This is a genomic window from Nocardia sp. NPDC004415 (genome assembly GCF_053602435.1).
This window is the reverse complement of the sequence record NZ_JBSGDP010000046.1, coordinates 19972-42234: the sequence shown is the minus strand read 5'-3', so window position 1 is coordinate 42234 and position 22263 is coordinate 19972. Positions and strand designations below refer to the sequence as shown.

The 22263-nt window shown below is 70.9% G+C and carries 15 protein-coding genes and 1 pseudogene; 8 read left to right on the top strand and 8 right to left on the bottom strand.

From position 1 onward, the window contains the following. Positions 1–98: 98 nt before the first annotated feature. Positions 99–1274 carry a lipase family protein gene (locus tag ACWEMY_RS20825; RefSeq protein ID WP_452391339.1) on the top strand — a complete coding sequence of 392 codons (1176 nt, stop codon included), beginning with the start codon at positions 99–101 and terminating at the stop codon, positions 1272–1274. 121 nt (positions 1275–1395) lie between these two features. Here ACWEMY_RS20825 and ACWEMY_RS20820 read toward each other — a convergent pair whose 3' ends face one another. The 3 genes from ACWEMY_RS20820 to ACWEMY_RS20810 all read right to left on the bottom strand — a co-directional run bounded on the left by ACWEMY_RS20820 (position 1396) and on the right by ACWEMY_RS20810 (position 4392). Then, on the bottom strand, positions 1396–1887 hold the full coding sequence (locus tag ACWEMY_RS20820) for a YbjN domain-containing protein (protein ID WP_452391338.1): 492 nt from the start codon (positions 1885–1887) through the stop codon (positions 1396–1398). Beyond that, positions 1884–3242: a D-inositol-3-phosphate glycosyltransferase gene (gene mshA, locus ACWEMY_RS20815; protein ID WP_452391347.1), complete on the bottom strand. Its 1359-nt coding sequence runs from the start codon at positions 3240–3242 to the stop codon at positions 1884–1886. Before mshA ends, ACWEMY_RS20820 begins: the two co-directional genes overlap by 4 nt. 157 nt (positions 3243–3399) lie before the next feature. Beyond that, positions 3400–4392: an alpha/beta hydrolase gene (locus tag ACWEMY_RS20810; RefSeq protein WP_375930448.1), complete on the bottom strand. Its 993-nt coding sequence runs from the start codon at positions 4390–4392 to the stop codon at positions 3400–3402. Between the two features lie 398 nt (positions 4393–4790). Here ACWEMY_RS20810 and ACWEMY_RS20805 point away from each other — a divergent pair, with 398 nt between their 5' ends. The 4 genes from ACWEMY_RS20805 to ACWEMY_RS20790 all read left to right on the top strand — a co-directional run bounded on the left by ACWEMY_RS20805 (position 4791) and on the right by ACWEMY_RS20790 (position 14026). Next, positions 4791–10478: an SDR family NAD(P)-dependent oxidoreductase gene (locus ACWEMY_RS20805; RefSeq protein ID WP_452391337.1), complete on the top strand. Its 5688-nt coding sequence runs from the start codon at positions 4791–4793 to the stop codon at positions 10476–10478. After that, a complete protein-coding gene (locus ACWEMY_RS20800; protein ID WP_452391336.1) occupies positions 10475–11917 on the top strand; it encodes an MFS transporter in 1443 nt (480 codons plus the stop codon). Before ACWEMY_RS20805 ends, ACWEMY_RS20800 begins: the two co-directional genes overlap by 4 nt. 4 nt (positions 11918–11921) lie before the next feature. Beyond that, complete coding sequence (locus ACWEMY_RS20795; RefSeq protein WP_452391335.1) at positions 11922–13307, top strand: condensation domain-containing protein; 1386 nt, start codon at positions 11922–11924, stop codon at positions 13305–13307. A 74-nt stretch (positions 13308–13381) separates the two neighbouring features. Beyond that, positions 13382–14026, top strand: coding sequence for a TetR/AcrR family transcriptional regulator (locus tag ACWEMY_RS20790; RefSeq protein ID WP_452391334.1), 645 nt, complete (start codon positions 13382–13384; stop codon positions 14024–14026). Between the two features lie 3 nt (positions 14027–14029). Here the strand turns inward: ACWEMY_RS20790 and ACWEMY_RS20785 are convergent, their stop codons facing one another. Both ACWEMY_RS20785 and ACWEMY_RS20780 read right to left on the bottom strand, forming a co-directional pair. Next, complete coding sequence (locus ACWEMY_RS20785; protein WP_452391333.1) at positions 14030–15052, bottom strand: alpha/beta hydrolase; 1023 nt, start codon at positions 15050–15052, stop codon at positions 14030–14032. Positions 15053–15145: 93 nt separating this feature from the next. Continuing rightward, positions 15146–15967 carry an alpha/beta fold hydrolase gene (locus ACWEMY_RS20780; RefSeq protein WP_452391332.1) on the bottom strand — a complete coding sequence of 274 codons (822 nt, stop codon included), beginning with the start codon at positions 15965–15967 and terminating at the stop codon, positions 15146–15148. Between the two features lie 70 nt (positions 15968–16037). On the opposite strand from ACWEMY_RS20780, the gene ACWEMY_RS20775 reads away from it, so the two are divergent. Together ACWEMY_RS20775 and mscL are read left to right on the top strand one after the other, a co-directional pair. Then, on the top strand, positions 16038–16772 hold the full coding sequence (locus ACWEMY_RS20775; protein WP_452391331.1) for an SDR family NAD(P)-dependent oxidoreductase: 735 nt from the start codon (positions 16038–16040) through the stop codon (positions 16770–16772). A 189-nt stretch (positions 16773–16961) separates the two neighbouring features. After that, positions 16962–17417: a large conductance mechanosensitive channel protein MscL gene (mscL, locus tag ACWEMY_RS20770; protein WP_375930472.1), complete on the top strand. Its 456-nt coding sequence runs from the start codon at positions 16962–16964 to the stop codon at positions 17415–17417. A gap of 15 nt (positions 17418–17432) precedes the next feature. Here mscL and ACWEMY_RS20765 read toward each other — a convergent pair. Then, positions 17433–17738, bottom strand: a pseudogene (locus ACWEMY_RS20765) (NADPH-dependent FMN reductase); the annotation flags it as partial. A 71-nt stretch (positions 17739–17809) separates the two neighbouring features. On the opposite strand from ACWEMY_RS20765, the gene ACWEMY_RS20760 reads away from it, so the two are divergent. Next, positions 17810–19162 (top strand): MFS transporter, encoded by a 1353-nt coding sequence (locus ACWEMY_RS20760; protein ID WP_452391330.1) that lies wholly within the window; start codon positions 17810–17812, stop codon positions 19160–19162. 18 nt (positions 19163–19180) lie between these two features. On the opposite strand, the gene ACWEMY_RS20755 is transcribed toward ACWEMY_RS20760, so the two are convergent. Both ACWEMY_RS20755 and ACWEMY_RS20750 read right to left on the bottom strand, forming a co-directional pair. Continuing rightward, a complete protein-coding gene (locus tag ACWEMY_RS20755; protein ID WP_452391329.1) occupies positions 19181–20881 on the bottom strand; it encodes an amidohydrolase in 1701 nt (566 codons plus the stop codon). Between the two features lie 83 nt (positions 20882–20964). Beyond that, complete coding sequence (locus ACWEMY_RS20750) at positions 20965–22167, bottom strand: L,D-transpeptidase (protein ID WP_452391346.1); 1203 nt, start codon at positions 22165–22167, stop codon at positions 20965–20967. Positions 22168–22263 lie beyond the last annotated feature (96 nt).

The following is a 22263-nucleotide window of genomic DNA, read 5'->3' as shown; positions in this document are numbered from 1 at the left end:
TTGACTACTGGTCGGTACGCGCGGGGCCGTTTCGTTGGATACTTCCACACGGGTCGGGTCGTGACAGTTGGGCAGCACTACATTGATGAAGGATAGCTGTGTCGAAATTCGTTGTACTGGTGTTGAGCCTGTTGACGGCGGGCGTGCTCGCCGCACCGGCCGGCGCGAACCCGTTGTATCCGACCCCGGATCCGGACCCGTTCTTCAGCGCACCGAGTGACATCAGCACATTGGCTCCCGGCGACGTCGTGCGTACCCGCCGCGTCGACACCTGGATGTACCCGGGCACCGAGGGCTGGCAGGTGGCGTTCCGCTCCACCAACTCCGCGGGCAACGCCATCATGGGCGTGACCACCGTCCTGATGCCGGTGGGGGTGAAGAACCCGCCGCTGGTCTCCTACCAGGCGCTGATCAACTCGATCGGCACCCGCTGCAACCCCTCGCAGTCGCTGTTCAACGGCGAGTTGCAGGACGCGCCCGGCGCCATGCTGCCGTTGCAGCGCGGCTGGGCCATCTCGGTGCCCGACTACCTCGGGCCCACCGTCGCCTACGGCGCGGCCAAGCTCAGCGGCATGGTCACCCTCGACAGCGTGCGGGCCGTGCAGAAGGTCGCCGAGCTGGGCGTGAGCGACTCGCCGGTGGCGATCGCGGGCTACTCCGGTGGCGGCATGGCCACCGCGTGGGCCGGTGCGTTGCAGCCGACCTACGCCCCCGAGCTGAAGCTGGCCGCCGTGGTCGCGGGCGGTATCCCGGCCGATCTCGAATTGATGGCCGACGCACTGGGTTTCGCGCCGCACCCCGGCTTCGGCCTGGCCTTCGCCGCGGCGATGGGCATCGAGCGGGAATATCCCCAGCAGGTGCCGGTCTCGGACTCGCTCAACGAGAACGGGCTGTGGTTCCGCGAGTTCACCAAGGACGCGTGCCGCCGATTCCTGTTGTTCCACGGCATCTTCCGCAATGCCGAGCAGATGGCGGCCTCGAAGGACCTGATGAGCAGCGAGGTGGCGCGCGGCGTGCTGCGTGAGAACAGCCTCGTGCACTTCACCGGGGCGCCGACCGCGCCGACCTACATCTGGCAGGGCAAATACGACACCCTGACCCCGTACGGTCCGGTGGCCGAATCGGTGGCGCACTTCTGCGCTCAGGGCGCGCCGGTGCAGCTGGCCACGATCGAGATCTCCGAGCACATGACCGCCGCGGCGGCCGGGTTCGTGGATGCGTGGAACTACGTGGAGTCGCGGTTCCGCGACGAGCCGGTGCCGACCAACTGCTGAGGTAGAACCGCGGTTCTCGGCCGCCTTGATCTGGACTGACCGGAGGGTGCGACGAAGGAGTGCCCGCAGGGAGGGAAGATCAAGGGAACAGGCCGAGAACCCGCGGCGCCAGCCGCAAATGTTACAGCTCTTTCTCGTCGATGAGGTGCTCGAAGGCGCGCAGGTTCTTCAGCGATTCACCGCGCGAGACCCGCCATTTCCATTCCTTGCGGATGGATTCGGCGAAGCCGAGTTCGAGCAGCACGTTGAAGTCGGTGTCGACGGCTTCCAGAATCTGACCGAAGAGCCGGTCGAGTTCGTCGGGGGTCACCGATTCGGCCGAGGTGCGGCCGACGAGGTAGATGTCACCGACATTGTCGAGGGTGTAGGCCACGCCGTAGAGGCGGCGGTTACGGCGCAGCAGGTATTTGTAGACGCCTTCGAAGTTCTCGTCGGGCTTGCGGCAGACGAACGATTCGATGCGCACGCCGTGCTTGCCGACGGTCAGCATCACCGTGGTCTTGAGCTTGCGCTCGCCCGGCAGCACGACGATGAAGGTGTCCTCGCCGTGGCGGGTGTATTCGATCTCGCGCTCGCGCAGCGTCTCGTCGATCACCTGCGATACGGCGTTCACCTGCGTACTCCTGTCCGGCGCCGCCACAGCGCCCGCGATCTGGCCTGGCCGGTGTCGCCCGCGAGCAGGGCGATCGGGCCGCGTTCGGCGCGGAATCCGGCCATGGCGGCAGCGTAGCTGTCGAGCAGGCCCTCGGCGGTGTGCGCCCAGGAGAAGCGGCTCGCGTGCGCGACCGCGGTGGCGCCCATGCGGGCCAGCCGGGCGGGGTCGTCGAGCAGGGCGGCCAGCGCGTCGGCCCAGTCGGGGGTGCGGTGCCCGGCGACGAGCAGGCCGGATTCACCGTCGCGGACCGCGGTGCCGAGCCCGCCCACATCGGCGGCCAGCACCGGGGTGCCGCTGGCCTGGGCCTCGATGGCGACCAGGCCGAAGGATTCGTTGTAGCTGGGCACCGCCACCACGTCGGCGGCGCGGTACACCTGCACCAGCCGGTCGGGGGCCTGCGGCGGCAGGAAGGTGACCCGCTCGGCGATGCCGAGATCGGCGGCCAGTTCGATGAGCGCGTCAGGCCGGGCCAGACCGGTGCCGGACGGTCCGCCGACGATGAGGACGCGCAGGTCACGGCGGGGATCGCGGCGCAGCAGTTCGGCGGCGGCGCGCACCAGCACATCGGGGGCCTTGAGCGGCTGGATGCGGCCGACGAAGGCGACGATCTGCTCCTCGGGACGCAGGCCCAGTTCGGCGCGCGCGGCGAGCTTGTCGCCGGGCCGGTAGCGGGTCAGGTCGGCGCCGGGGGGCACCACGTCGATGCGCTCGGGTGCCGCGCCGTAGAGGTCGACGAGCTGACCGGCCTCGTCGGCGGTGTTGGCGACCAGGCGGTCGGCCTCGGCGATGACCTGCTTCTCGCCGATCACCCTGGTCTCGGGTTCGGGGGTGTCGCCCTCGGCCAGCGCGGCGTTCTTGACCGCGGCCAGGGTGTGCGCGGTGTGCACCAGCGGCACCCGCCAGCGGTCGCGGGTGAGCCAGCCGACCTGGCCGGAGAGCCAGTAGTGCGAGTGCACGAGGTCGTAGTGGCCGGGCAGGTGCCGGGCCTCCTGGCGCAGCACCTCGGCGGTGAAGGGGCACAGCTGGGTGGGCAGCTCGTGCTTGTCGAGGCCCTCGAAGGGCCCGGCGACCACGTGGCGCACCAGCACGCCGGGGGCGGCCTCGGCGACCGGGGGCAGGTCCGAGGAGGTCGCGCGGGTGAAGATCTCCACCTCGGTGCCGCGTTTGGCGAGTTCGAGCGCGGTCTGGAGCACGTAGACGTTCATGCCGCCCGCGTCACCGGTGCCGGGCTGGGCCAGCGGTGAGGTATGCACCGACAGCACCGCGATGCGGTGGGGCAAGAGATCCTGGCGACGCTGACTCACACCTTCCAGTGTGCACGCCGCGACGCCGCCACCATCATCCCCACCGGGATCGGTGACGGCTGTCACATCGGTTTCGTGAGTGAGTTCACGCCGCGTCCGCCATCGAGCGTGCCCGATTCCGGCCGCCGTCGCGAGCGATTTTTCGCCATCGAAGTCGGCGCACCGGTCACTTGTTCAGCGCCGACTCGAACAGTGGCCACGACTTGTGCAGATCCTGTTCCCAGTAGCCCCAGGAGTGCGTGCCGGTGGGTCGCAGATCGACCGTCGCGGGGATGCCGAGCGACTGGAGCCGGTCGCGCAACTGCTGGGTGCACACATTGGTGACCGCCTCCAGCGTCGCGCCGAACAGCAGCTGATAGGTGAGCTGGATCGGGTCGCCCTGGGCGGCGACGGTATCGAGCGGGCCGGGGATACCGGTGCCCGAGGAGATGTAGACCTCGGTGCCGCGCAACGCTTCCGCGTGCAGATAGGGGTCGTGCGCCGACCACGCCGGGTCGGTGGGCGGGCCCCACATATTGGCCGCGTTGCCGAGCCTGCTGCCCACGACCGTGCGCACGATGGCCTGCCCGCGCGGATCGCTGGTGCGCACACAGCCGCTGTAGGACCCGATCGCCCGGTACAGCCCCGGCTCGGCCAGCGCCAGCTGGAACACCGAGGTGCCCGCCATCGACAGTCCCGCAATGGCATTGGCGCCGGTGCCGCCGAAGGCCGCGTCGATCACCGGCGGCAGTTCCTTGGTGAGGAAGGTGGTCCAGCGCTGCTTGCCCAGCACCGGGTCGTCGGCGCGCCAGTCGGCGAAGTAGCTGCCCGCCCCGCCGAACGGGATCACGACGTTGACCTGCTTGTCCTTGAAGAACGACACCACATCGGTGCGGTCGAGCCAGTTCCCGTCGGCCCCGCCGCCGACCCCGTTGAGCAGGTACAGCGTGGGCGCGGGCTCGTCCGGGTTCGCCGCGCGCAGCACCCGTACCCGGTTCACCGTGTCCATCGACGGCGAGTAGACGCCGATGTCGATGGTGTTGTCGGCCTCGGTGCGCTGGTCGTCGATCCGCGCCGCGTCGGTGGGGGTCGCGGGCGCGTAGGCAGCCGTACCCACCGCGGTGACCAGCGCGGCCACCGCCGCGACGACGATCCGCGCGCCTCTTGCCCGACCAGACATCATCGAACTCCGATCTCGACGCCGAATCCTGTTCCCTGCTCGCGATCCAACGACATCTTTGAACGCTACACACGGATTCGGGAAAACATTGTGACGATTACCAGAAGATTTTCCGCGCCCCTGTGCGCGAATGCAGGATGCCGACCCGTCGGTGTCCTGTCACAATCACGGCCTTATCACGTTGGTGCCGTGGACGAACCACGTTACTACCTCCGCCGGTGCGGTTCCTGGCAACCTACGCTGCGCTGACCGGGCACATGCCGTTTCGGGTGCCCCGATGCGGAGGAATCATGTCGGACATCGCTGTTGTGGGAATCGGCTGCCGATTCGCCGGCGGAATAGACTCACCGGAATCATTCTGGGATTTCTTCGCCGAAAAGCGCGACGACAGTAATCCAGTGGAGTTCGACCCTGATTTCTTCGGAATTCCGCATCGCGAGGCCGCCGACCTGGACCCACGGCAGCGTGTGCTGCTCGAGGTCGTCTGGGAGGCGATGGACGACGCGGGCCTGGCCGGGAAGGTCGGCAGACACTCGGTCGGGGTGTACGTGGGCGGGGTCGGGATCGACCGCGTCGCCGACGTACTCGGCTTCACCGGCCCCGCGCACACGTGCTCATCCTCGCCGGCCGCGGTGCCCCTGGCCTGCCGGGCGCTGACCGACGGCGACTGCACCATCGCGCTGGCGGGCGGGGTGAACCCGGCGAGCGACGGGCACGGCGAGGGCCCGCGCATGGTGGTGCTCAGACGGCTCGACGACGCCGTGCGCGACGGCGACCGGGTGTACGCGGTGCTCGAGGGCGGCGTGTCCGACCCGGACGGCCGCCCTGTCGTCCGCTCGAAGGCGGCCACCGAACCAGCTCCCCCGCGAGTGCCGAAACACTATGGAGTCCTGCCGATCTCGGCGCACAGCGCGGCGGCCTGCCGTGCCATGGCAGACCGTTTCGCCGACCTGCTCGCCGACGGCGCCGACCCGGACCGGCTCGCCGAAGCGGCCTGGACCCGGCGGGCACACCACCCGTTCCGCACCGGTGTGCTCCTCGACGGCGCGCCCGAATTGATCCGTGAACTGCGCGGATACGCCGCGGGCGCCGGTCGCGACGCGACCCGCACGGTCGCCGGGAGCGGTGCCGATCCGGTGTTCGTGTTCTCCGGCATGGGTCCGCAGTGGTGGGGCATGGCGCGTGAACTGCTGTGCGCCGAGGGCGCTTTCGCCGCGACGGCACAGCGGGTCGACGCGGCGTTCCACGAGGTGGCGGGCTGGTCGATCATCGGGGAACTGCTGCGGCCGGAGCAGGAGTCGCGGGTGACCGCGACCATGATCGCCCAGCCCGCGAACTTCCTGGTGCAGGTCGCGCTGGTCGACGAGCTGGCCGCCCAGGGCATCCGGCCCGGGGCGATCGTCGGTCACAGCGTCGGGGAAGTGGCGGCGGCGTATGTGTCGGGCGTGCTGACGCTGCGTGAGGCGGTGACCGTCGCCTATCACCGGGCCCGGTTGCAGTCGATCACCGCCGGGTCGGGCGGCATGCTGGCGGCCGGGCTGAGTGCGGAGCGGGCGGCCGGGCTGATCGGGCCCGCGATCGATATCGCCGCGGTGAACAGCCCGCACGCCCTCACCCTCGCCGGTGATCCGGAAGAGCTCGACGAGCTGGCCGAAATGCTCACCGAACAGGGAGTTTTCGCGCGGCGGCTGCGGGTGGAGGTGCCGTACCACAGCCGCATGATGGACCCGATCCTGTCCGAATTGCGCACGGCGCTGGCCCATCTCGATCCCCGAGCACCGCGGATTCCGCTGTACTCCACGGTCACCGGCGCGCCGGTCGGCGCGGGCGAATGGGACGGCGAGTACTGGTGCGCGAATGTCCGCCGGACCGTGCGCTTCTGCGACGCGATGACCGCGCTGATCGGTGCGGGCAGCCGGGTGTTCGTCGAGGTCGGCCCGCATCCGGTGCTCTCCGGCAACATCCACGACCTGCTGCTCGAACTGAGCGAGACCGGCGCCATCGTGCCCACCCTCGATCGCGAACAGCCCGACGCGCACAGCATCCGCGCCACCGTCGCCGGGCTCTACCGCGCGGGCGCGCTCGACCTCGACGCGCTGTTCCCGCCGGAGGAGCCCACGCCACCGCACCAGCCGCTGCCCGGCTATCCCTGGCAGCGCATCCTGCTACGGCCCGCGCCGCCGGCGTCCGAGCAGCGGCGGGGTTCGTACGCCATGCTCGGCGATCCGGACCCGGAGGGCAGGCCGGGCAGGCTGTTGCGGGTCGACCCCGAGACGCTGCCGTGGCTGGCCGACCATGTCGTGGGCGAGATGCGGGTCCTGCCGGGCGCGGCCTACCTGGACGCGGCGCTGAGCGCGGCGGCGCTGCGTCGGGGCGAGTGCCGGGTGGCGCTGGAGAATGTGCGGTTCGTCGCCCCGGTGACCATGAACTCCCCCGATGCGCCGCTGCTGGAACTGAGTGTGGAGGAGGCCAGCGGCCGGTTCCTGATCCGCTCGCGCGGCGCGACCGGCACGGTGTGGACGGTGAACGCGACGGGCAGGGTGCTCAACGGCAGTTTCGAGGCCACCGAAATGGTTGTCCCCGTGCTGGATTCGGCGGCCGAGTTCGAGCCCGAGCAGTTCTACTCGGCACTGGCGGCACGGGGGTTGCGGTACGGGCCCGCCTTCCGCCGGGTCACCTCGGTACGCGCCGACAGCGACACGGTGGTGGCGACGGTCGACGCGGGGATCGCGGCCGGGTCGGGGCATCTCGCGCATCCGGCGGTGGTCGAGGCGGCCGTGCAGGTGGCGGCGCTGTTGTTCGCCGACGACGCGCTCGGCGCGGGCGCGCTGGTGCCGGTCGCCGTGGACGCGGTGCGTCTGTTCGGCGCGTTGCCCGAGCAGGTCACCGTGCTGGCCCGCCGCGACCCGACGGCCCGGCTGCGCGCCGATGTCGAACTGCTCGACGCCTCCGGCACCCGCTGCCTGCAGTTGCTCGGCGTCCAGGTCGGTGCCCTCGACCCCGCCGCCAGTCCCCTGCACCGCATGGCCGAGATCTGCTACACCGACGAATTCGAGCCCCGCCCACCCCTCGACCCCACCGGGCTGCCGAGCGCGGACGACACCGCCACCATCGTCATCGCCCTGGGCTCCGGCCCCCGCGCCCGCCAGCTCGCGAGCGCCCTCCCCGCCGCCGTCCTCCACCACGCCGAACCCACCACCGACCCCACCGAAACGACCTACGTCACCGAGGAACTCACCCAACACCTCTACGCCGCCGTCCACGCATTGCGCTCGGCCAAAACCCCCCACCCGCTCACCCCCGACCTCGCGCACACCTCCGCCGAGCCCACACACTCGCCAACCGCCGACAGCTCGCCAACCGGCCACGCGCTCGCTTCGGCCGACTCCGCACAGCAGTCGACCGCCGACAGCTCGCCCGGACACCCCGCGCGCGCTTCCGCCGAGCCCCCACACCCGCCCACCGCCGACAGCGCGCCCACCAGCCACGCACTCGCTTCGGCCGACTCCGCACAGCAGTCGACCGCCGACAGCTCGCCCGGACACCCCGCGCACACCTCCGCCAAGCCCCCACACTCGCCCACCTCCGACAGCTCGCCAACCGGCCGCGCGCTCGCTTCGGTCGACTCCGCGCACCAGTCGACGATTGGCAGCAAGACATCCACTCGTGCCCGTCCAGCGGCGGAGTCCGCGCCCGGCGACACCGGGCGGTCCGGTTCAACCCGGCGCGATCGCCTGCACGTCTGCCTGGTCGTGGGGACCGTCCACGATGACCTCGCCGCTCTCTGGATGCTGAAGCAGATCGCCGTCACGCTGGGTGAATTCGCCGAGACGCTGGTGGCGCCCGGGGAGGTGGTGCCCGCGCTCGGGGAGGGGCTGATCGACGTCACGCTCGTCACCGAGCAGGCTTTCGTGCTGCCCGATGACGCCGCCGAACCGCAGTACCGGCATCGGGCGCTGGCGGGGGCGCGGCGGGTGCTGCTCACCGAGCAGACGGGGTTGCGGTGGCGGTTGATCGATGTCGATCCCGCGACGGAGCTGGGGGCGCTCGTCGGCGAACTGGGGGTGCCGGGCGCGTTCACCGCCGATGGCACCGACGAGATCCTGCTGCGCGCGGGCACCCGCTGGGCGCCGATGGTGACCAAACGGATCCAGGAGCGCATCGACGAACTCGGCACCGCGCATCCGCTGGCGGACCCGGCGGCCGATTTCGCCCTCGAGCTACCGGCATCGCGGCTGCTCTCGGGCCTGTCGTGGCGGGCGAGCACCCGGCGCGATCCCGAACCGGGGCAGGTGGAGGTGCGGATGCGGGTGATCGGGCTCAACTACAAGGACCCGCTCAAGGTGATGGGCCTGCTCGGGGAACGCGAACTGGCGGGCACCTTCTTCGGCACCTCGCCGGGCATGGAAGGCGTCGGCACGGTGGTGCGGCTCGGCGAGGGGGTCACCGCGCTGGCCGAGGGCGACCTGGTCGCCATCGCGGCCAAGGACATGATGCGCCGCTACCACCTGGTCGACCAGTACGCCGCCATCCGCCTGCCCGCCGACGCGGAGCCCGGATTGTGCACCAGCAGCACCGCTTTCGGCACCGCCGAGTACGCGCTGCTGGACCTGGCCCGGCTGCTGCCCGGTGAGACCGTGCTGATCCACGGCGCGGCGGGCGGGGTCGGCTCGGCGGCCGTGCAGGTGGCCAGGTCGCGCGGGGCCCGCATCATCGGCACCGCGAGCACGCCCGAGCGGCGCGCGCATATCCGCACCCTCGGCGTGGATCACGCGCTGCACTCGCGTTCGCTCAATTTCGCCGACGACGTGCTCCGGCTCACCGACGGCGTCGGCGTGGACGTGGTGCTCAACACCGCGCCGGGTGAGATCCTGCGCCAGAACTTCCGCGCCGTCACCGAATTCGGCCGCATCGTGGAGGTCGGCAAGGCCGACGTGTACACCGGCGGCCTGCTGGAACTGGGCAACTTCGACAAGAACCTCTCATACTTCTCCGTCGACCTGGACCGCATGTGCGCGGTGCGCCCGATGCAGCTCGCCGACCTGTTGCGCAGCGTGTACGCGAAGCTCGAGGCGGGTGCCTACCAGCCGCTGCCCTTCGAGGTGTTTGAAACACATGAGGTGGCAAGGGCTTTCGACGAGGTGATCCGGTCACCGCGAATCGGCCGGATCGCGCTGAGCATGGACGACACCGCCCCGCCGGTGCGGCCACAGCTTCCCGAGGTGCCGATCCACGACGCCGCGACCTACCTGATCAGCGGCGGATTCGGCGGTTTCGGGCTGGCCACCGGGCGCTGGCTGGTGAGCAAGGGGGCCCGGCGGCTCGTGCTGGTGGACCGGGACGGGGCGCGCGGTGCCGACGCGCGTCAGCAGATCGAGGCGTGGCGCGCGCACGGCGTCGAGGTGGTCGAGGAGCTCGCGGACATCGCCGATCTGGTGGCGGTGACCGAGGTGGTGGGACGGGCGCACCGCGCCGGGTATCCGCTGCGCGGTATCTGTCACGCGGCGGGTGCTGTCGCCGACAACCGGATCGGGCTGATGGACCTCGACGAACTCACCCGGGTGTACCGGCCGAAGGCGCAGGGCGCGCGGATGCTGCACCGCGCGGTGAGCAACGCGGGCATCGAGCTGGACATGTTCGTCCTGTACTCCTCGGCCGACTCGATGTTCGGCCTCGGCGGCCGCTACAACCACAGCGCGGCCGATCTCGCCGTCGAGGCACTGGCCGAACAGTGGGCCAGGGCGGGCGAACGGGTGCTGTGTGTGGGCTGGGGACACCTGTCGGGCGCCACCGCAGGCACGGCCGCCGACGAGAAGACGGCCGGGTTCGCGCCGATCGACCCGGCCGACGGCACCGGATACCTCGAACAGGCCCTGCGCCTCGGCCTCACCCGGGCCGCGATCATCCCCACCGACTGGTCCCGGCTGGCCGCCGCGTTCCCGCACCTGCGCCACACCGGCAGGTTCATCGCCCAGATCGCCGCCGAGGACGATTCGACGCAGGCGCGCCTACACGCCGAACTGTCCGCACTCGACGAGGGCGAGCACGACCACATGCCGACCGTGGCGCTGGGAGGCGTGCGATGACCCCCGAAGGGCAGATCGCCGACGCGACGAGGCCCGCCGGCGGAGGACCGGATCAGCGGGCGACCGCGCCGGGCACCCGCCACGGCGCCTGGCCCGCCTTCGCCGGCTGCCTGATCGCGGTGTTCATGCAGATGATCGACGTGACGATCGTCAACACCGCCCTGCCCAGCATCACCGCCGACCTGCGCGCCTCCCCCGCCCAGCAACTGCTGGTGGTCACCGCGTACTCGCTGGCCTTCGCCTGCACGCTGCTCCCGGCGGCCCGGCTCGGGGCGATGTTCGGGCGGCGATGGTTGTTCCTCGGCTCGGTGATCGCGTTCACGGCCGCCTCGGTGTGGTGCGCGATGTCGGGCAGTGCCGTGGAATTGATCGTCGCGCGTGTGGCGCAGGGTGTCGCCGGTGGAGCCATGGCGGCGCAGACCATCGCCATTCTCACCGCGAGCTTTCCGCGCAGCAGGCATCCGCTGGTGTTCGCCGTGTACGGCGGCACGGCGGGGTTCGGCGGCATGCTGGGACCCATCGTCGGCGGCGTGCTGATCACCGCGAATATCGCTGGTACCGGCTGGCATTCGGTGTTCCTCATCAATGTGCCGCTCGGTGCGCTGGCATTCGCGCTGGCCTTCCGGTGGTTGCATCTGGGACCGGCGCGCGAGCGCGGGCGACTCGATCTGGCCGGGGCGGCGCTCTCGACGGTGAGCCTGTTCCTGCTGCTGTCGGCGCTGGCGGCGGTGCAGCAGGACGGGTGGCGGATCGGGCCGGCCGCGGTGCTGCTCGTCGCGCTCGGGATCGGCGCGGGTTTCCTTGTCCAGCAGCGACGTTCGTCGCGCACGCCGCTGGTGCGGCTGGCGCTGTTCGAGGACCGTGGATTCGCGGTCGGCTCGATCCTGGTGACGATGTTCTTCGGGCTGTTCACCGCCTTCGTCTTCGCCATCTCGATCACGTTGCAGGACATCGTCGGGTTCTCGCCGCTGCGCACCGGTGTCGCCATGACGCCCTTCGCCCTCGGCGCCGGGGCGGGCGCGCTGGCCTCGCCCTGGCTGATCGCGCGGTGGGGCGCGCGGGCCATCGCGGCGGGGATCGCGTGGTTCGGGGTGTGCGTGGCCATCGGGGCGACGTATCTGTGGTTCACCGACGGCACCGTCGACCTGCGGATCGCGCTGGTGCCGATCTTCGTCGCGGGCACCGGGGTCGGCGTGTTCGGGGTGCAGTTGCCGCCGATGATGCTGGCGGGGCTGTCACAGCAGCGCATGGACGACGCGTCCGGGCTGCTGCCGACCATCGAACAGGTGGGCAACGGGCTCGGGCTCGCGCTGCTCAGCGCCGTGTTCTTCCGCGCGCACACCCTCGGTGGGGCGCTCACCATGTTCGCCGCCGTCTCGGTCATCGCCCTCGCGATGGGTGCGCTCGCCCTCGCGCTGCCCGGCCGCGAACGGACCTAGCCGCGTGGTCGGTTTCGGTCTCCTCGAGGAATGGCACCCCGCCACCGGACGGCTGGTGAGCTGGCACGCCCGCGCCGGATCGGTGGCGCGGGCCGCGCGGGCGCCGCGTCATCCGGTGCCGCCCTCGCATCAGCAGGAGCAGTATCTGGCGACGGCGTACCGGCATCGCGAGGCCGCGTTCCGGTTCTCCGGGCTGTGCGTGACGACCACGGTGGTGCCGGGTGTGCTCGACCGGCACGCGATGACCCGCGCCGTCAACGCCTTCCTGCGCCGCCACGACACCTTCCACAGCTGGTTCGACCGTGCACCCGACGGCACCTTCGGCAGACACCTCGTCGACCCGGCCCACATCGAGTTCGTCGCGGTGGATCACGGCCTCGCCGACGGCAACCGGGTCCGCGCGCACGTCCGGCAGAGCACGCCGGGCCCGTTCGAATGGCACTGCTTCACCTTCGGCGCGATCGAGCACGGCCAGTCCACCACGCTCTACCTGGCCATCGACCACCTGCACACCGACGGTGTGGGCCAATACATCTCGTGCTTCGAACTCACGCACCTCTACCTGTACGAAACAGGCCGGAACATCGGGACTCTCACCCGGCCCGCCGGTTTCCTCGCCTACTGCGCCCGCGAGCGCGCCGCCTCGGCCGAACTCACCCGCACCTCGCCCGGGGTACGCCGCTGGCTGGAACTCCTGCGCGGCAACGACGGCGAATTCCCCGCCTTTCCCCTGGATCTGGGCCGGGGCCACGAGACCTACCACCGCAGCGCGCACCGCACCATCGACCTGTTCGGCGAGGCCACCGCGCTGCGCTTCGAGAAGATCTGCCGCGAGCACGGCGCGGACTTCCTCGGCGGAATCCTCGCCGCCGCCGCGCTGACCGAACGCGAACTCCTCGACAGCGACTACTACTTCGCCCTGTCGCCGCTCGGCACCCGGTCCACCCTCGCCGAACGCGTCTCCGTGGGCTGGTACGTCAGCCTCGTCCCGGTCGCCTTCCCGATCGGCGCCACCGCCGGTTTCGCCCGCACCCTCGCCGCCGCCCAGCGCGCCTACGAACACGGCCGCACCCTCGCCGCCGTCTCCCCGCACCGCGTCCTCGAACTCGCCGCCGACGACCCCGACATCGCCGCCCGCCCCGGCTGGACGGCCCCCATGATCTCCTACGTCGACGCCCGCGACTGCGCGGGCAACGGGTACTTCCCCGGCACCCCGACCGGCGTCTACGCCGACCGCGCTGCCACCGAGGAAGTCCTCCTCTGGATCACCCGCCTGCCCACCACGACCACCCTCAGCGCCGTCTACCCCGACACCCCCACCGCCCACCGCGCCGTCGACCGCTACCTCCACACCCTGCGCACCACCTTCCACACCGCCATCCAGCGGTAACGGGCGCGCCCCGCCGATCCCGGCGTACGCCAGGATGGGAAGCGACAGCGGCGAGCGGGAGGACGGAGCGAGGTATGGCCACGCCACCACCGGAACGGCCGGGACGGCGCTATTCCGGGATGGACGCCGAGGAACGGACCCGTGCGCGCCGGGCGGCGATCCTGGAGGCCGCGCTGGAACTGTTCGGGACCGACGGGTTCGCGGCGACCTCGGTGAAACAGATCTGCCGGACGGCGGGGCTGACGGAACGGTACTTCTACGAGTCGTTCAAGGATCGCCAAGCCTGTCTGGTCGGGTTGTACAACGACCTGGTCGCCGACCTGCGGGTGGCGACGGAGGCCGCGGTCGCCGCGGCGGGGACCGCCGAGGTCGCGGCGGCGGCGCACGACGGGCTGGCGGCGTTCATCGGTCATCTGACCGACGATCCCCGGCGGGCGCGTGTGATCCTGATCGAGGTGGTCGGGGTATCGGCGGAGATCGAGGAATTGCGCCATGGCGTACTGCGGGCGTTCGCGGAGCTGATCGGGGCCGTGTCGGCGATCGAGCCCGGCGTCGATGCCGCCGACGAGGACACCCGGCTCACCGCCATCGCACTGTCGGGGGCGGTGAACAACCTGCTCGTGGACTGGATGATGACCGGAAGAAGCCAGTCGCCCGACGTGCTGACCAGGGTGTGCTCGACCCTGTTCGTCTCCGCCGCCGCCGGTCTGCGCCGCTAGTCGCTAGTCGTTCAGGGCGGCGGCGAACAGTGGCCAGGAGCGGTGGAAGTCCTCGCGCCAGTAGCCCCAGGAGTGGGTGCCGGTGGGGCGCAGGTCGACGGTGGCGGGGATGTCGAGTTCGGCCAGGCGGGTGGCGAGTTGCTGGGTGCACAGGCCGGTGACGGCGTCGAGGGCGCCGCCGATGAGGAGCTGGTCGAGCAGTTTCATCGAGTCGCCGCGCAGGCCGGGGCCGTCGACCGTGTCGAGGGGGCCGGGCAGGCCGGTGCCGGAGGCGATGTAGAGGGCGAGGCCGCGCAGGCGGTCGGCGTGCAGGAAGGGGTCGTTGGCGGCCCAGAGCGGGTCGCCGGGTTGTCCCCACATGTTCACCGGGTCGCCGTTCTGGCCGGAGACGACGGTGTTGACGATGGCGTGGCCCTGCGGACCACTGGTCGCCACGCAGCCGCTGTAGGAGGCCACCGCGCGGTACAGGCGCGGCGCGGCCAGGGCGAGCTGGAAGGCCGCGGTGCCCGCCATCGACACCCCGGCCACGGCATTGGCGCCGCTGCCGTGGAATCCGGCGTCGATCACGCGCGGGAGTTCCCTGGTGAGGAAGGTGGCCCAGCGCTGACGGCCCAGGACCGGGTCGTCGGCGCGCCAGTCGGCGTAGTAACTGCCCGCGCCGCCGACCGGCATCACCACGGTGACCTGTTCGCCGGCCAGGAACTCGGCGATATCGGTGCGGGTCAGCCAGTTTCCGCCGGTGTGCCAGTCACCGTCGGGTCCGCTGCCGCCGTCGACACCGTTGAGCAGGTAGAGCACCGGGGCGCTCGCGGTGGGGTCGGCGGCGGGCAGCACGGTGACGGTCACCGGTTTGCCCATGGCCACCGAGTACACGACCAGCTCGACCACCCGGCCCGGGCCCGGCGACGCCGAGACGATCCACGCCGCGTCGGCGGTGCGCCCGGCGGGCTCGGCCGAGGCCACCGCGTGCCCGAGCAGGAGTCCGGCCGTGAGCACGAACAGCAGACATCGCGTCCCGACGCTCATGCGTCACCTCCATGACCGGCCGCCGAACAGGCCGCGTCACACAGGGTAAAGGGCTCCGACCTGCGCCGGAGTCACTTCTGAAACATTAGCCCTTCACAGGCCGTCGACGAACTCGCCCACCTCGGCCACGAAACGCGCACGGTCCTCGATGAACAGGCCGTGCTGGGCGCCATCCCAATAGGAGGCGCGGGCGTCGGGGGCGTTCTCGGCGATGTAGCGGCCGTTGTCCACGGGCACCACCGGGTCGGCGGTGCCATGCAGGACCAGCACGGGGACATCGAGGGCGCGCAGGGTCTCGGTGTTGTCGACGGTGCGGTAGAACAGCGCCTTGCGCACCGAGGGCGGGGTGGCCAGACTGCCGCCGAACAGGCGCTGCGCGTCGGGACCCTTGTCCTCGCCGGGGCCGGTATTGGCATTGCCGAACACCGCGAAGGCGCGCACGGCCCGGCCCGCGGCCTCGTCGAAGACGCCAGGAATGGCCTTCTCCATCGCGGGACCGGGCGCCGCGCCGGGCACCTCGCGGCCGATGTGGGCGGGCGCGCCGCAGTAGACGACACCGGCGACCGCCCCGGTGCCGTGGGTGGCCAGGTAGTCGGTCGCGACGATGCCGCCGTAGGACCAGCCCAGCAGCACCGCACCGGACTCGATGCCCTCGGCCGCGAGCACGGCGGCCACGTCGGCGGCCCAGGCCTTGGGATCGTCGTAGCCGGTGCCCGGATCGTCGGAGTAGCCGTGGCCGCGCAGGTCGACGGCGATCACCCGGTAGCGCTGGGCGAGGTCGTCGGCGGCGGCGCCCCAGCAGCGCAGATTGCCCGCCCAGCCGTGCAGCAGCACCAGCGGCCTGCCCGTCTCCGGGCCGGTCACCCGGTAGACGATCCTGGTTCCCTCGGCACTGACAGCATCGCGAATAGCCATGCCGACAGGGTAGAACGCACCGTGATCGGAGCCATGGCACGGGCGAATCGGCGGCGAATAGGATCGGCGCATGAGCACTCGTCACGCCGTCGTCACCGGCGCCAGTTCCGGAATCGGAGAAGCCACCGCCCGCACACTCGCCGCGCAGGGTTTCCACGTCTACGTCGGGGCGCGGCGGTTCGATCGGGTGAAGCAGCTGGCCGACGAGATCGGTGGCACCGCGCTCGAACTCGACGTCACCGACGAGGACTCGGTGCGCGCGTTCACCGACGCGATCGGCGAGGTGAACGTGCTGGTCAACAACGCGGGCGGCGCCAAGGGCCTGGCCTCGGTGCTCGATGCCGACCTCGACGACTGGCGCTGGATGTGGGAGACCAACGTGCTGGGCACCCTGCGCCTGACCAAGGCGCTGCTGCCCAAACTGATCGCCTCCGGCGACGGCCTCATCGTCACCATCACCTCGATCGCCGCGCTGCACGCCTACCCCAACGGCTCCGGCTACACCTCGGCCAAGCACGCCCAGGCCGTGCTGCACCGCACCCTGCGCGAGGAACTGCTGGGCCAGCCGGTGCGGCTCACCGAGATCGCGCCCGGCGCGGTGGAGACCGAGTTCTCGCTGGTCCGCTTCGACGGAGACGCCGAGCGCGCGGCCAAGGTCTACGAGGGCATCGACCCGCTCTACGCCGCCGACATCGCCGAGATCGTCGGCTTCGTCGCGTCGCGTCCCGCGCACGTGAACCTCGACACCATCGTCGTCAAGCCCCGTGACCAGGCCGGTCCCGGCAGCTTCGCCCGGCGCTCCTGACCTGCGGCGTTCAATCCCCGGACCGGACAACCGATCCGGGGCCTCGCGCCGCCCGGGTGGCGGCCCGGCCCGTCGGCACCGATACTGCCCATGACCCACCCTGTCGCGTAGCTGTGAATTCGCTACGCGGCGGGGAGGTCGTTAGCATCACCACGTTTGCCGATAGCCAGGATGAGGAGTGCTCCACCGATGCGCAGTATCAAGTCCGTATTCGACGGGTTCAAAGACTTCCTGATGCGCGGGAACGTCATCGACCTCGCAGTCGCGGTGGTCATGGGCACCGCCTTCACCGCCGTGGTCACCGCGTTCACCAAGGGACTGGTCAACCCGCTGCTCGCGGTGTTCGGCTCGACCAACGAGTTGGGCCTGGGCGTGCAGCTGATCGCGGGCAAGCCGGCCACCTTCATCGCCGTCGGCCCGATCGTCACCGCCTTCATCAACTTCTTCGTGGTCGCCGCGGTGCTCTACTTCGTGCTGATGCTGCCGATGAAGTCGCTGAAGAACAAGTTCGGCACCACCAAGGACGCCGAGCCCACCGAAACCGAACTCCTCATCGAGATCCGCGACCTACTGGCCAAGCAACACGGCCTGAGCACCGAGGAAACCGAACAACTCAGCAAGGACCGCGCCACCGAATCGGTCTGACCCTCACGCCGGAGTTCACTTTCCGTAGGGGTGGGTGGTGCGGGCGGTGCGGAGGGCTTCGGCCCACCAGGTGAGTTGGTCGAGCATGGTCGCGGCGGCTGATTCGGCGGCGTCGGGGTCCAAGAGGGTGCCGGTGGGGTCGAAGCGGGGCCAGGGGTTGGGGAAGGCGACGGAGTCGCGGACGGTGACGGCGTGGAGTTCGGCGAAGACCGGGCGCAGGTGTTCCACGGCGCGCAGGCCGCCGGAGATGCCGCCGTAGGAGACGAAGCCGACGGGTTTGGCCTGCCACTGGGTGTGGTGCAGGTCGATCAGGTTCTTCAGGGTGCGGGAATATCCCACACGCTTATCCGCTTATTGCATTCATACGCAGATATGCGATCATGGGAGATGTCATGAGCACCGCACTGTTCGCCCACCGCGACTACCGATTGCTGTTCACCGCGCAGGTCGCGGCGCTGTTCGGCACCGGTCTCACCACCGTCGCGCTCGGGCTGCTCGCCTACGAGCTGGCCGGTGGCGACGCCGCCATCGTGCTCGGCACCGCGCTGACGTTGAAGATGGTCGCCTACGTCACCGTGGCGCCGATCGCGGGCGCCTACGCCGGGCGGCTGCCGCGCAGGCAGTTCCTGGTGGCGCTCAACGGCATTCGCGGGGCGATCGTGCTGGCGCTGCCGTTCGTCGACCAGATCTGGCAGATCTACGTGCTGATCACCCTGTTGCAGATCGCCTCGGCCGCCTACACCCCCACCTACCAGGCCGTGCTGCCCGACATCCTGCCCGACGAACGCCGCTACACACAGGCCCTCTCGGCCGCCCAGCTCGCGGCGACCATGGAGACGCTGCTGAGCCCCATGCTGGCCGCGCTGGCGCTGAGCCTGATCAGCTTCCACTGGCTGTTCGTTGGCACCGGGATCGGGTTCGCCGTCTCGGTGGGCCTGGTACTGGCCGCGCGGGTCCCGGATGCCGTGACCGGCGACGGGGCGATCCGGGAGCGGCTGGTGGCCGGGCTGCGCTTGTTCGCGGCGACACCCCGGCTGCGCGGACTGCTCGGGCTGAACCTGGTGGTCGCGGCGGCGGGCTCGGTGGTGATGGTCAATACCGTCAACTACGCGCGTGACGTGCTCGGCGGCACCCAGTCGGCGGTCGCGCTGCTGCTGGCCGCCAACGGGTTCGGCACCATGCTGGTGGCGCTGACGCTGCCGCGTGTCCTGGACCGGCGCGGGGAACGGCCGGTGATGCTGACCGGCGCCGCGGTGCTCGTCGCCGGGCTCGCCGCGGCGATCGCGCTGTCGACCGCGGGCGCGGGTGACTGGCGCTGGGCCGCCGCGCTGACGGTGTGGGCCGTGATCGGCGCGGGCAACGGCCTGGTGCTCACCCCCACCGGCCGGGTGCTGCGCCGCTCGGCCCGCGCCGAGGACCGGCCCGCCCTGTTCGCCGCCCAGTTCTCGCTCTCGCACGTGGCCTGGCTGATCACCTACCCGATCACCGGCTGGCTGGCCACGACCGCCGGGTTCACCACCACCTGGGTCGCGCTGGCGGTCATCGCGGGGCTGGGTGCCGGGGCGGCGGTGCGGCTGTGGCCGCGGCACGATCCCGCCGAGATCACCCACGTCCACGAGCTGGGCACCGTCGACCCGGCCGTCCTGGCCGACGCGATCCAGGTGGGACCGCGCCACTACCAGCACACGCACGCGTACGTGATCGACCGCGACCACCCGCGCTGGCCCACCCTGGCCGCCGCCTGAACGAGGACGGCCCGTAGGTCAGCAGCAGCGGCCGAGCGGGGGCTGCGGGCTCGGGTCGGTTGGGGTGGGCAGGCCCGCGAGGAAGGCGTCGAGGTCGATGCGCTGCCCACCGAGCCAGGTGCCCTGCACCGCGACGGTGGCGGCGAGCCGGGCCGGGTCGACGGTGAACGGGTCGGCGGAGAGCTCCACGAAGTCGGCCAGTTTGCCTACCTCGATCGAGCCGACCAGATGTTCGCGGCGCAGCGTGCGGGCGGCGTCGATGGTCTGGGCGCGGAAGGCGGCGTCGAGCGGGATCGCCTGCTCGGCGCCGCGCACGTTCCCGGCGCGGGTGCGGCGGGTGACCACGGTCTGGATATTGGTCAGCGGCGAGGGTGGGGAGACGGGTCCGTCGTTGTGCAGGGAGACGCAGGCGCCGGTGGCCAGGGCGTCGCCGGTGGGCTGCCAGCGGCTGCCGTGTTCGTGGTCGAAGATCTGGCCGTCGAGCAGGTCGCCCCAGAAGTAGGTCTGGAACGGCGACATCGACAGGTAAAGGCCCAGGCTCGCGGCGCGCTCGAGTTGCGCGCGGGTCGCCCCGCCGACGTGTTCGATGCGCCACCGGTGGTCGGTGCCGAGCAGGTCGTAGCGGCGCAGGGCGGCCTCGTAGGCGTCGAGGGCCAGTTCGACGGCCAGGTCACCGTTGGAGTGGAAAGACATCTGCCAGCCCGCGGGCGCGGCCTTGTCCAGGATGGCGTCCAGGTCGGCGCGGGAGTAGTTGAGCGCACCGGTGCCGCCCGCGGTCTTCGGGTCGATGTTCGCGCGGCGGGTGGCCTCGGTGTCGAGGTAGGGGAACGAGGTGGCGGCGCTGCCCACCCACACCGCGCCGTCGGTCCACAGTTTCACCCCGGCCTTGCGCAGCATCTCGTCACCGGCGGCGAAGGTGTCGGTGTCGACGTAGGTGTCGGTGGTCGACATCTCCCACAGATTCACCCGCAGCGGACACGAGACCGTGGCCGCGAGCGCCTCGTAGGCGGGTTTCTGGTCGGGGTTGTAGGCCATGTCGGAGGTGGAGGTGTAGCCCGCGCGCGACATCTCCGCGAGGAACAGGGCGCCCGCCCGCAGCGGGTCGTCGAGGTGGTCGATCAGCGGGTACATGACGGCCCCGAGCACCGGCACCTCGAAGCCCTGGCCGTCGAGCGAGCCGTCGGGATTGCGGCCGAAGTGCCCGCCCTCGGGGTCCGGCGGCGGGTTGTCGGCCCAGCCGTAGCGCTGGATCAGCGCGGTGCCGAAGTAGATGCCGTGCCCGGAGTTGTCGAGGACGGCGGCGATCCGGTCACCGAAGATCTCGTCGAGTTCGGCCGCGTGCGGTGCCGCGTGCTCGTGCAGCAGCGCGTCGAAGCCGCTGAACACCAGCGGCTCGTCCGGGTCGGTCGAGGTGAGTGCCTGCTGGAACACGGCCAGCACGTCGTCCCAGGTGGGCGCGACCCACGGCGCGATCAGCCCGACCGGCGGCTGGGTGCTCACCCCGCCCAGGAAGGGATGCCCGTGTGGCTCGACGAAGCCGGGCAGCAGCGCGGCGGCGCCGGTGTCGATCACCTGCGCGTCGGGCCCGAGCGCCGCCTGACACTCCGCGAGCGTGCCGACGGCGACGATGCGCGTACCCGAGACCGCCGCGGCCTCGGCGCGCGGCCGATCGGGGTCCATGGTGATCACCGTGCCCGCGACGAGGACGAGATCCGACACGGCCTGCTCCCTCCGTTGACACCGCTCCGACCAGCAGAGACTATGCCGCGGGGACGGCGCATCCGGCCTCGACACGCAGCGCGTCAGCGCGGCTGGGCGGCCACTCCCCCGGACGGGGTGGACCCGGCCAGTGCCGACATGGACTGCCAGGTGGGCCAGTCGATCGCCCAGTCGTAGATGTCGCCGTCGGCGGCCGAGAGGTCGATGGAGGTGCCGGTCACTTCGACCGGATCGCCGTAGAGCGCGGTCGGGAAGTAGGACTGGGCATCGCCGGGCGAGAGGTTGATGCAGCCGTTGGTGACATTCGACGACCCCTGCGCGGCGAGCGATTCCGGATTGGCGTGGATGAACTCGCCGTTGTTGGAGATACGCACCGCCCAGCGTTCGCGGACATTCGTGTAGAACGGCGGGTTCGACATGAGGAAGTCCTCGTACTTCTCGGTGACCACATGGGTGCCCGAGCGGGTGACATTGCGCGCCTCGTTGCCCTCGCCGTAGGACACCGCGAAATCGAAGATCGTGGCACCGTCACGCACCACCTGCATCCGGTGACTGGGGGCGTCGGCGATCACCACCTGGCTGCGGCCGATGGTGAAATCGGAGGTCAGATCGGAGTCGCCGTAGACCCCGCCGCCCAGGTCGACGCCGTAGAGCTTCGCGGCCACGTGCACGGTGGTGCCGGGGGTCCAGTAGGTCTTGGGCCGCCAGTGCGCCCGCGACCCGTTGTCGTCGGGCAGCCACGCCCACGACCCCTCGGTGCCGGTGCTCGTGGTGACGGTGAGCGCCTTCTCCGCGGCGGCCTTGTCGGTGACCGGTCCGGTGAACTTCACGATGATCGGCGCCGCGATCCCGACCTCCTGGCCGTCACCGATATTGATCGTGGCCGGGATGGTCGACTTCGGGGTAAGCGTGCGGAAGCCGCCCTCGATCGGCACCTGTTTGCCGTCGGCGCCGGTGGCGGCACCGGTCCAGGTGTAGGCGGCGCCGTAGCCGAGCGGTTCGGTGATCCGGTAGCCGGTGTGGTCGGGGGTGAACTCGCCGGCGACCTGCTTGCCGTCGGCATTGGTGAGGGCCACCTGGTCGATCCGGCCGCTCTCGACGCGCACCGAGATCGGCGCCGCCGGGGCGATGTCGGTCGCGCCGTCACCGGGCTCGAGGGTGACCTGCGCGACAGCGGCGGCGGGCCCGGCGGCCGGTCCCGGCCCGTCGGAGGAGCAGCCGGTCAGCACCACGAGCACTGCCAGCAAGATCACCGCAAACGCCGCGCCGACACCGCGAAGGCCCAGTTCACGCTTCGCCTCGGCCGCACGTCGTCCCGCCGCCCCGCGCGCACGCAACGAGGCGGTTACCGAAAGTTTGCTCACGCATCGAATGTACGCCGC